Origin of the sequence: Ahrensia sp. R2A130, from assembly GCF_000179775.1 — a bacterium.
Lineage (GTDB): Bacteria > Pseudomonadota > Alphaproteobacteria > Rhizobiales > Rhizobiaceae > Pseudahrensia.
Map to the genome: position 1 here is coordinate 640,170 of NZ_AEEB01000017.1, position 9,352 is coordinate 649,521.

9 protein-coding genes and 1 tRNA gene are annotated in these 9,352 nt (G+C 56.8%); 5 read left to right on the forward strand and 5 right to left on the reverse strand.

The genetic code is table 11. The features are described 5' to 3' along the window. Window positions 1-2 precede the first annotated feature (2 nt). Together R2A130_RS12265 and R2A130_RS12270 are read right to left on the reverse strand one after the other, a co-directional pair. The gene (locus R2A130_RS12265; protein WP_009758385.1) at window positions 3-1,025 is read right to left on the reverse strand and encodes an NAD-dependent epimerase; all 1,023 of its coding nucleotides are present in this window, start codon (window positions 1,023-1,025) and stop codon (window positions 3-5) included. A 125-nt stretch (window positions 1,026-1,150) separates the two neighbouring features. Continuing rightward, window positions 1,151-1,624 (reverse strand): VanZ family protein, encoded by a 474-nt coding sequence (locus R2A130_RS12270; RefSeq protein WP_198008708.1) that lies wholly within the window; start codon window positions 1,622-1,624, stop codon window positions 1,151-1,153. A 280-nt stretch (window positions 1,625-1,904) separates the two neighbouring features. On the opposite strand from R2A130_RS12270, the gene R2A130_RS12275 reads away from it, so the two are divergent. Both R2A130_RS12275 and R2A130_RS12280 read left to right on the forward strand, forming a co-directional pair. Further along, window positions 1,905-2,705, forward strand: a complete 801-nt coding sequence (locus R2A130_RS12275; RefSeq protein WP_009758388.1) for a polysaccharide biosynthesis/export family protein — start codon at window positions 1,905-1,907, stop codon at window positions 2,703-2,705. Between the two features lie 49 nt (window positions 2,706-2,754). Beyond that, window positions 2,755-5,082 carry a polysaccharide biosynthesis tyrosine autokinase gene (locus tag R2A130_RS12280; protein ID WP_050786132.1) on the forward strand — a complete coding sequence of 776 codons (2,328 nt, stop codon included), beginning with the start codon at window positions 2,755-2,757 and terminating at the stop codon, window positions 5,080-5,082. A 72-nt stretch (window positions 5,083-5,154) separates the two neighbouring features. On the opposite strand, the gene R2A130_RS12285 is transcribed toward R2A130_RS12280, so the two are convergent. The 3 genes from R2A130_RS12285 to R2A130_RS12295 form a co-directional block, all read right to left on the reverse strand. Then, window positions 5,155-5,229: transfer RNA gene (locus R2A130_RS12285), tRNA-Glu, on the reverse strand. Between the two features lie 122 nt (window positions 5,230-5,351). Then, window positions 5,352-6,365, reverse strand: a complete 1,014-nt coding sequence (locus R2A130_RS12290; protein ID WP_198008709.1) for a D-Ala-D-Ala carboxypeptidase family metallohydrolase — start codon at window positions 6,363-6,365, stop codon at window positions 5,352-5,354. Window positions 6,366-6,540: 175 nt separating this feature from the next. Then, window positions 6,541-6,981 (reverse strand): VOC family protein, encoded by a 441-nt coding sequence (locus R2A130_RS12295; RefSeq protein ID WP_009758391.1) that lies wholly within the window; start codon window positions 6,979-6,981, stop codon window positions 6,541-6,543. Between the two features lie 77 nt (window positions 6,982-7,058). Between R2A130_RS12295 and R2A130_RS12300 the strand changes: the two genes are divergently transcribed. The 3 genes from R2A130_RS12300 (at window position 7,059) to R2A130_RS12310 (ending at window position 9,226) form a co-directional block, all read left to right on the forward strand. Next, a complete protein-coding gene (locus R2A130_RS12300) occupies window positions 7,059-7,841 on the forward strand; it encodes a Sir2 family NAD-dependent protein deacetylase (RefSeq protein WP_009758393.1) in 783 nt (260 codons plus the stop codon). A gap of 191 nt (window positions 7,842-8,032) precedes the next feature. Next, on the forward strand, window positions 8,033-8,683 hold the full coding sequence (locus tag R2A130_RS12305) for a cold-shock protein (RefSeq protein ID WP_009758394.1): 651 nt from the start codon (window positions 8,033-8,035) through the stop codon (window positions 8,681-8,683). Window positions 8,684-8,773: 90 nt separating this feature from the next. After that, window positions 8,774-9,226: a DUF192 domain-containing protein gene (locus tag R2A130_RS12310; protein WP_050786151.1), complete on the forward strand. Its 453-nt coding sequence runs from the start codon at window positions 8,774-8,776 to the stop codon at window positions 9,224-9,226. The last annotated feature ends 126 nt before the right edge of the window (window positions 9,227-9,352 follow it).

Below are 9,352 nucleotides of genomic sequence, written 5' to 3' on the forward strand. Positions count from 1 at the left end.
GATCACACGTTGTAGTAGCTGCGGTACCAGTCGACGAAATTCGCAACTCCCGTCTCGACAGGAGTGGCGGGCTTATAGTCGACCGCTGCCATCAATTCGGAAACGTCGGCATAAGTATCCGGCACGTCGCCGTCCTGCAGCGGCAGGAAGTCTATCTCGGCTTTCTTGCCCAAAGCGTCCTGTAGCGCACCGATATAGGTCATCAGCTTTACCGGCGTGTTGTTACCGATGTTGAAGATGCGGAACGGCGCGTTGGATGTCGCCGGGTCTGGGTTCGCCGCATCCCAATCCGGGTTCGGCGCAGCCGGATTGTCCGTGATCCGCACCACGCCTTCCGCAATGTCGCTGACATAGGTGAAGTCGCGGGTGTGGTTGCCGTTGTTGAACACAGGGATCGGTTCGCCTGCCAAAATTTTGCGGGTGAACAGGAACAGCGCCATGTCAGGCCGGCCCCATGGACCATAAACGGTGAAGAAGCGCAGGCCCGTCGTCGGCATCCTGAACAGATGGCTGTAGCTGTGGGCCATCAACTCGTTGGCGCGCTTGGTGGCGGCGTAGAACTGGATCGGGTGGTTCACCCCGTGGTGCTCTGAAAACGGCATGTTGGTGTTGGCGCCATAGACGCTGGACGTCGAGGCGTATGCGAGGTGTTCCACCTCGCCATAGCGGCAGCATTCCAACAGGTTGGTGAACCCGATAATATTGGATTCCACGTAAGCGTGCGGATTTTCCAGGCTGTAGCGAACGCCGGCTTGTGCTGCGAGATTGATGACCTTGCGCGGCTTATGTTCCTTGAACACAGCTTCCAACGCGGCGCGATCAGCGAAGTTTATGCGGGCGTGATGATAGTTACTGCCGGTTTTCGCGCTGACTTCATCGAGCTGCTTTAGCCGCGCTTCCTTGATGCCAACATCGTAATAGTCGTTGACCATGTCGACGCCGACAACGCTGTTGCCGCGTTCCAGCAATTTGCGGGTGGTGTGATAGCCGATGAAGCCGGCATTACCGGTAACGAGATAGTCCATTTGATGCGCCCGTAGAGCGAGCCCATTCCGGCCCGCGCAACAAAGTGGCGCGAGCGCGAGGCTCTTGATGGGATAAGGTTTCTCCCATTGGGCTTAATGCACCGTTACAAATAGCGCATTGGCGTTCAGGAGCGGCGGCGTTCGACGCTCATTCCGTCCCGATTGCTGACGATTACGATGTTCACAGCAAGTGCGACGAGGAAGCCGATCCCGACACCTTTTATGCTGGCCCAAAGATCATTTGGATCAGCCGAGCGCGAGGGGAGGTACATCTGAAGCGATTCCACCAATATCGCCGCAAGCACGCAGAACGCGATGGCTGGCAGATAACGGTGCCGCCCGACTGCAATCAGGAAGGTCAAAACTGCGAATGCTAAAATGTGGAGATTCTGGTCGCCGCGACCGCGCAGTTGCTCGGTGGGGTCGAATTCAGGGAAGAACTTGGCCGCCAAGCCGAAATAGAGCAGCACCGAAAACGTAACGATGATGGCGATGTAGCGCGCCCACCGCCATTTGCGGTTCGATTTTGCAATCGAGTGCAACACTTCTCGGCCACCGTTGCCGCCGGGGTAGCTTGGGGGAACTGTCGGCTCTGTCATGACAGTCATATCCTGGGTTCGCTTCACGGCCTGTGCGGGCATATCGGAACGAGCGATATACCAGTTCCAGCTTAATTCCAGACTAACGTCGGCCTCCCTGATCTTAACCGATTATGCACCGTAACGCATCTATTGTGGACGGAACCATCGTGGAACAGGGCCACGGGGGCGGATTTGCATGGTTGGACGTGGCACGAAAGTGGTGCCTCGTTCTGTCTTGTTTTGCTCTCGACCAAGCCGCTGCCGCACTGGATGAAATTGCGCGGAACCGGAACGGTCGATGACATTTAAACGACCAGATGCAGGCTTAAACAACGAAAACCGCAGCTTTTGCGGTCTTCGCACGATGTCCTGCGCGTCGGTCGCTTTGGTAATTTGCTTGGGGCTGTCCGGTTGCAACACCGGTACTACCTTTGGCGCTGCCGAACCTGTAAAATCTCCTGAACTCATCGGAAAAAGCGCCGATGGACTGCGCGTTGTCTCCGGCCTCGACCTGCCGCCGGGGGAACGCGCTGGTCAGCCACGCCGTATCTCCACCAACGATCTTTTGAAAATTCAGTTCTATGAAGTGACCGATCTCAACCGCACGGTTCGTGTCGAAAATGATGGCGCGATCACCATGCCGCTCATCGGCTCGGTCAACGCGGCCAAGTTGTCGGTTCCTGAACTGGAATCAGAACTGGAGCGCCGTTACGGGCGCGACCTTCTCCAGTCGCCCGATATTTCCGTGTTCATTCGCCATTCGCCGGGTCGTGAGATCACCATGGACGGCTCGTTCCGCAAGCCCGGTGCTTACCGCGTTGAAGGCGAAGCGGACCTGATGAAGATGGTCGCCAATGCTGGTGGCCTGCGCGATATTGCTGATGACGGCACCCTGTACGTCTACCGTAAGTTCGAGCAGGAAACGCAGGTTTTGCCGGTATCGCTCAAGGCGATCCGCAACGGGCAGGCGCGCAACCCGAAGCTCTATTCGGGCGATGTGGTGGTGGCGTTTTCATCCAAACGCAAAATTGCCCTTCAGAATTTGAAGGAAGCATTGGGTGTTGCCACGAGCGCTGCACGCATTGGAGCGCCATTGTGATCTTCAAGGGCGTGATTTTGACGGGCGGGAATTCAAGGGCGACGGAACTATGAAGCATTCTCAAAGCATGACGCCGGAACAGCGCTCGGTTGCGCTGATGCCGAGCCCCAACGCCGGTATAGGCGTCGCGGTCGGGCATGGCGTTGATGGTTCGTCCAATGACGGCGGCTTCGATGCGCTGAAGATATTCTGGTTCCTGCTGCACCACCGCTGGGTCATTATCATCTCACTGATGCTGGCCGTTATTTCCGGCCTCGTGTTCACCCGCTTGCAGACGCCGCTCTACAATTCTTCTGCCCGTATCGAAATCGCCACCGCCAGCCCCAATGCCTTGAAAGAGCTGGAAGTCACGTCCGAGTTGAAGGATCTGGTGGATTTTGAAACCGCGCGTCAGAAACTGAAATCCCGTGAAGTCGCCAAGCGGGTTGTTGCTGCGCTTGGGCTTGCTGATGAGCCTGCTTTTCTGGCCTCAACACCGCGTTTCAGCATCGCGAACCTGACAAGAGTTCCCGGTGAGCCCAGCGCTTTTGCTGATTTTGACACGCTCACGCAGGAGCGTCGTGCGCAGCTCGCAGCTGAAAAAGTGAAGGCCGGTCTAGGCGCACGTCTCATCCGCAACACCAGCGTTATCGCCGTAACCTACACGCATCCCGTTCCGCAGTGGAGCCAGCGCATCGTTGACCAGGTGGTCGAAAGCTACATGGCCATGGTGGTGGAGAAAAAAGCGCAAACTTCGGATCAGGCCCGCTTGTTCCTGCAACAGCAGGTGCAAGTCGCCAAAGCTGATCTGGAAACGGCCGAAGAGGCACTCGTCTCTTACGCGCAGGAGCAGGGACTAACGACCGTTGGCCAGTCTTCTTCCTTGCTCGATGGCAACATTGCCGAGACGAACCGTGCCATCTCGGTTGCTGTGAACGAACGCCTGCTTGCAGAACGTTACGACACACAGCTGCGCAAGAACGGCGCTGCCTCGCTGCCTCAATCCTTTGCCAGCGAAACGGTACAGGTCGCCAAGGCAAGGCTGATTGAGCTTCGGTCCACATATCGCCAGAAACGCGCACGTATGAAACCCAGCTTCCCTGAGATGCAGAAGTTGGCCGCACAGATTGCTGAAATCGAACGCAACCTCAATCAGGAAAACCGCGCCATTGGCCAATCCATTGCGGTTCAACTGGAACAGGCTGAACAAAAGGAAGCTTCGCTCAAGGAAGAATTGCTGCGGTTGGAAGCGGAAAGCCGCACCTACCAGCGCAAGAACATCCGCTACACGATCCTGAAGCGCGAGGCTGATACCGTGCGTTTGCATTACCAGACGCTGATTGCAAAGCTATCTGAAGTCGGCGTCGGTGCCGCGCTTAAAACTGCCGGTGCCACCATCGTTGATCGCGGCGAACTGCCGAAAGCGCCGTTCTCTCCTAACCTGCCCAAGAACCTGCTGCTGATGTTCGGTATCTTTGGCGCGCTGGGCGCATCGTTCATCTATGCGCGCGAATTGTTCGACAACACATTCGCAACGCCAGACCAGATCGAGAGCGAACTTGGTTTGCCCGTTCTGGGTCTTATCCCGCGCCTTTCTGCGAAGGATCTGGAAGCGGCCTGGGGCGATCCGACCTGCGAGTTCATGGAGTCCTATCGCACACTGCGCACATCGGTGCAGTTTACTGGCACCGAAAACGACATTCGCCATATCCTCGTTACCAGCGCCGCACCGGGTGATGGCAAGACCACCACTGCCGTGCGTCTGGCCGCTGATTTTGCAGCACTTGGCCGCCGTGTTCTCATCATCGACGCTGACATGCGCAAGCCGCGCCTGCACAAGGTCTATGGCGTCGACAATCAGATCGGCTTGTCTAACCTTCTGTCGAATCTCGTTTTGAGCGGTGACGTGAAAGCCTGCTTCAAGAAGACTGGTCACGCTGGCGTTTCGGTCCTCACCGCAGGCACGATACCGCCCAATCCGGCAGACCTCATCGCGTCATCGCGCATGGTGCGGGTGCTTGAATTGCTGGTGAAGCGTTACGATATGGTCATCGTTGATTCGCCGCCTGTCATGGGCCTGTCGGATGCACCGCTGCTTTCCCGTCTGGTCGATTCAACGCTGTTCGTTGTGGCCTGCAAGTCTACCAAGCGCGAACCGGCGAAGGCTGCTATCGGCCGCCTGCGCACCGCTGGCGCAACGCTGGTTGGCGCTGCGTTCACCCGCTTCTATCTCGACCGGATGGATTACAACTTCAGCCAGCGCTACCTGCATCAGGGCTATTACACCTACGGCGACAAGCCGACACTGGACGCCCCGTCCATGACGACGCCGGAAACACCGCTCGAAGAGTCTAAAAAGACCGGCAAGGCTGCCCGTCGCAAGATGCAGGGCGTTTAGGCAAGCTCTCACCTTCAGCCCAGCAGCCGGTAGGCTACTGAAATCAAGAATGCGCTGATGGTGGGAAAAAGCTGGTAGTCCCTAGGGGAATCGAACCCCTCTTTCCAGGTTGAAAACCTGGCGTCCTAACCGATAGACGAAGGGACCACAGCGCGGTTTTCTATAGTCAGGGGAATTTCCTGCCGCAAGGGGAAAATGCGTAGAATTTCAATTTTTGACGTGCCGTCCTGTCGCGGGCGGGCAAGGTGGCCAAAATAGGTGGCGTGCAATCAGGCCCGGCGCTTTTTGCGGCGGTTGCAATAGTGCCATGCGCGCTTGGCGCCGATGTCGATATGAACGGATTTCGTCCAGCAATATGTGCCGACACCACCGCGACCGGGAATGCTGCGCATATATTTCGCAAGTTGCCACTTGGACACGCCCTCAACCTGAATATCGGCTGCCAGACATTTTGTGTGGGTGGAATTGCGTGCACCGCGAATTCGGCGGTTATACGACTGACTGCGAAAGCCGGAGGTAATGACGACCGGCTTGCCGTAGTGGCGCTCCACGCGCTTCAAAATAGCAACCAGCGCTCTTGGAAAACAGTCAGAGCGAATGCCTTTGCGCTGGTGAGCAAACACAGTGCTGCCCGCGCGACCAAGATTGGTAACGGACGCCAACTGGTCGCGGTCGTTCTTGTTGCGCGTGTCGCTTCCATTGCGCTCATTGGTGGTCGCGATGATGCCGAACAGTCCACCGCCGCTCCGCACACCCGGCAATGTGCCGGTTCCGCTGGCGCGGCTTGTTGAGCGACTGGCAGTGCGCACCGGCTGCAACTGCTTTTTCTTCTGAATTCCGGCCTTCGGACGTTTCGGCTTATTTATCGGTTCGCTTGCCGTAAAAAAGCTGGCCAGCGGATTCACTGGTTTCGCTTTGGCAGGTTCAGGAGCCGCTGCGATTTCGACAGATTCAACGACAGGTTCGGCGGTTTTTGCAAGATCTGTAGACGCAACAGCTGCCGATGTTTCTGCAGTAGGGGCGAGCGCTGTTGCTTCGGCAGATGGCAAGAGCTGCTCTTCACTTGCCTTAGCGACGTCCGCATCGGTCGTCAGGCCCATAGCTGTTGGGTCTGCGGTCTGGGGTGTTGCAACGTCTTCAGCTGGGGTGAGAGCGGCTGCCGTATCTTGCGTTTGCAAGCTGTTGCTCGCCACGCAGCCTGAAAGAGCCAGCATCGATAGCGCAGCCACTGCGGCACGAAGCCGCGATGTCGTGCATCGATATGGGCTGGTACCCGATCTCACTTGTTCATGCTCCCCTGGCAACTGCAATGCAGCCGCTGAATTCTATAATCGCCCCACAGTGATCAGAAAGCAGGTCGTAACTATTCCTGCCACCAGTGCAAACGCACTCGACCAACCAAGCGAGTATGGCCGAACTCTGGCGCAATTGTGACGCCATGACAGGCCGCATCACTGTTTACCAGGAGCCTGTATTTTCCATGCTTTTCCAGGGTTCAGCCGGTTCCAGCGAGTCGCCCGCCTGCAGCAATTCAAACGAGATGCCATCAGGAGATTTGACGAAGGCCATATGGCCGTCACGGGGAGGGCGATTGATCGTCACGCCAGCATCCATGAGCCGCTGGCAGGTCTCGTAGATGTTCTCCACGGTGTAGGCGAGATGGCCGAAATTGCGACCGCCGGTATATTCCTCAGGGTCCCAATTATATGTCAGCTCAATCATCGGCGCCTTTTCGGCATTGGCCTGTTCAACGTCTTCGTCTGCTGCCAGAAAGATGAGAGTAAATCGACCGCCCTCGTTTTCCATGCGCCGGATTTCAACCAGCCCCATCTTGTTGATGTAAAAATCCAGCGAAGCATCGAGATCGGCTACGCGCACCATTGTGTGGAGATATTTCATAACAATCGCTCTTAACGGGAATGGAGATGGTCTTTTGGTTCTAGCGCTTTGGCACAATCTGACAACCAGTTCGCGCGATGTCGTCGGTTTGCGCCATGTCAGGTGAGGCGTCACACCAACAACTGGCGGATTGGGTAAGAGAATCGAGTTCGACCGTGCTTTTCACTGGCGCAGGTATCTCCACCGAGTCCGGGATCGACGATTTCCGCAGCCCCGGTGGTGTGTGGACCAAAATGAAACCGATCCAGTTCGATGTGTTCGTTTCCGATGAAGATGCGCGATTGGAGGATTGGCGACGGCGCTTCCACTTCCAGGCGCAGTTCGATGCAGCACCACTCAATGATGGCCACCACGCCTGCGCTGCGATTCTCGACTCACCGGGCGGGGAGGCGTTGGTCACCCAGAACATTGATGGCTTGCACCAGCGCGCAGGCGTTGCCGATACCGATATCGTGGAAATCCATGGCAACGGTACGAGAGGCGAATGCCTGGATTGCTCAGCACCCATGTCGCTTGCCAATGCCAAAGCTCATATCGACACAACAGGTCTGTCTCCGCGCTGTGCCCGTTGTGGAGGCCTCGTAAAAGCGGCCGTTATTTCATTCGGTCAGCCAATGCCCACAGATAAAGTGACCCGGGCTGCAAAGCTGGCTCAGCACTGCGAATTGTTCATCGTGCTGGGGTCTTCGTTGGTGGTGCAGCCAGCTGCGAGAATCCCGCAAATCGCAGCAACGTCCGGCGCTCGGCTCGTCATCGTCAACCGGGAGCCTACACCTCTGGACGCACTGGCTGACCTCATCATTCGCGACTCCATAGGTGTTGCAATGAAGCCGGTTTTGCATGCTCTCGGCAGACGTTAAGACTTTTTTTGCTTTCGACTCTTGCCGAGATTCCGCCCTCTCGTGCTACATTGAAAACGAATCAAGGCGGCATCCAAGTATTCGATTAGGCTCCTGTTCAACCTGTTCTGGTCCACGGCGACCATCGGTATCGCTTTGCTTTAGCGTACTCGCTGGTGTTGTTCGTTTGTGAGTATTTTGGAGTGTAGTCGATGAGTGCGAGCGATGGTCGCAATGGTGATGGCCCCGGTATGATAGGCGGTCAGATTCCCATTTCCTTGGGCGAAGGCGCATCGGACAACACATCCGAGCACACTCTGATCTCTCCAGCTGATGGCATTTCACCCGACGTTTTTGTTGTAGCAGGTGCAATCAAGTGGTTCGACGTTTCCAAAGGGTTCGGCTTTGTCGTTCCCGATGACGACATGCCCGATGTCCTGCTGCACGTTTCGTGCCTGCGCGATGATGGCTTTCAAACCGCTCACGAAGGTGCTCGCATCGTTTGTGAGGTTGTTCGCAAAGCCCGCGGCCTTCAGGCGTTTCGTGTGCTGTCGATGGACAATTCCACCGCCATTCACCCGTCCCAGCTTCCGCCCGCCCGCACTCATGTCGATGTAGAGCCCACCAGCGACATCGTTCGCACCGAAGTGAAATGGTTTAACCGCACCAAAGGCTTCGGCTTTCTGACGCAGGGTGAGGGCACCGAAGACATCTTCATTCACATGGAAACCCTGCGGCGCTTTGGATTGACCGAACTGCGCCCCGGTCAGCACGTCATGGTGCGTTACGGCCATGGTGATAAGGGTCTGATGGCCGCCGAAGTGCATCCTGTTGCAGGCGGCAGCCTGCCGATGAGCCACTAGCCTGATCTTTTCGGCTGACCGCAACCCGCTCCGTTTTGTGATCGGCTTGCTATCTTGACGGGTAAGGCTTTTCGGCTCGATGGTTCTGCCATGCGCGCATTCCTACTCTTCTTCATATTTGCATTTACGTTTGCCAGTGCCAACGCGACAGAGAACCTGCCTTACGAGGCCGAGCCTCTCACCATCGCCGTTGATGGGCAGGTGCTGCAGTGGCGGATCGAACTTGCCGACGAGCAACCGGAGCGCAGCAAGGGGCTGATGTTCCGCCAATCTATGGCACCCAAGACAGGTATGCTGTTTCGCTTTGATGCCGCCCGGCCGGTGATGATGTGGATGAAGAACACCTTCATCCCTCTCGATATGCTTTTTGCTGATGATGGCGGCAGCATCACCCATATTCGCCGTCAAGCCGAACCGGAATCGCTCGACATCATCAGTTCGCGTGGTCCTGTCCGTTACGTGTTCGAAATCAATGGCGGTGAGGCGGAACGGCTTGGACTGCAGATCGGTCAGCGTCTGGTTCACCCAGCAATTTCACCCTGATTGCTGCTGGGGTGGTTGATCGTGAAAATATTGCTCGGAAACGGCTTGCATGCACCTCGCGACCGGCCTAATCACTCCGCAGCCCTTTAGAGGGCCGGTCGGGGTGTGGCGCAGCCTGGTAGCGCA

What these genes read in the sequence shown, in the direction of transcription:
- R2A130_RS12265 (WP_009758385.1), bottom strand. Translation starts at nt 1,025, where the DNA reads ATGGACTATCTCGTTACCGGTAATGCCGGCTTCATCGGCTATCACACC.
- R2A130_RS12270 (WP_198008708.1), bottom strand. Translation starts at nt 1,624, where the DNA reads ATGACAGAGCCGACAGTTCCCCCAAGCTACCCCGGCGGCAACGGTGGC.
- R2A130_RS12275 (WP_009758388.1), top strand. Translation starts at nt 1,905, where the DNA reads ATGACATTTAAACGACCAGATGCAGGCTTAAACAACGAAAACCGCAGC.
- R2A130_RS12280 (WP_050786132.1), top strand. Translation starts at nt 2,755, where the DNA reads ATGAAGCATTCTCAAAGCATGACGCCGGAACAGCGCTCGGTTGCGCTG.
- R2A130_RS12295 (WP_009758391.1), bottom strand. Translation starts at nt 6,981, where the DNA reads ATGAAATATCTCCACACAATGGTGCGCGTAGCCGATCTCGATGCTTCG.
- R2A130_RS12300 (WP_009758393.1), top strand. Translation starts at nt 7,059, where the DNA reads ATGTCGTCGGTTTGCGCCATGTCAGGTGAGGCGTCACACCAACAACTG.
- R2A130_RS12305 (WP_009758394.1), top strand. Translation starts at nt 8,033, where the DNA reads ATGAGTGCGAGCGATGGTCGCAATGGTGATGGCCCCGGTATGATAGGC.
- R2A130_RS12310 (WP_050786151.1), top strand. Translation starts at nt 8,774, where the DNA reads ATGCGCGCATTCCTACTCTTCTTCATATTTGCATTTACGTTTGCCAGT.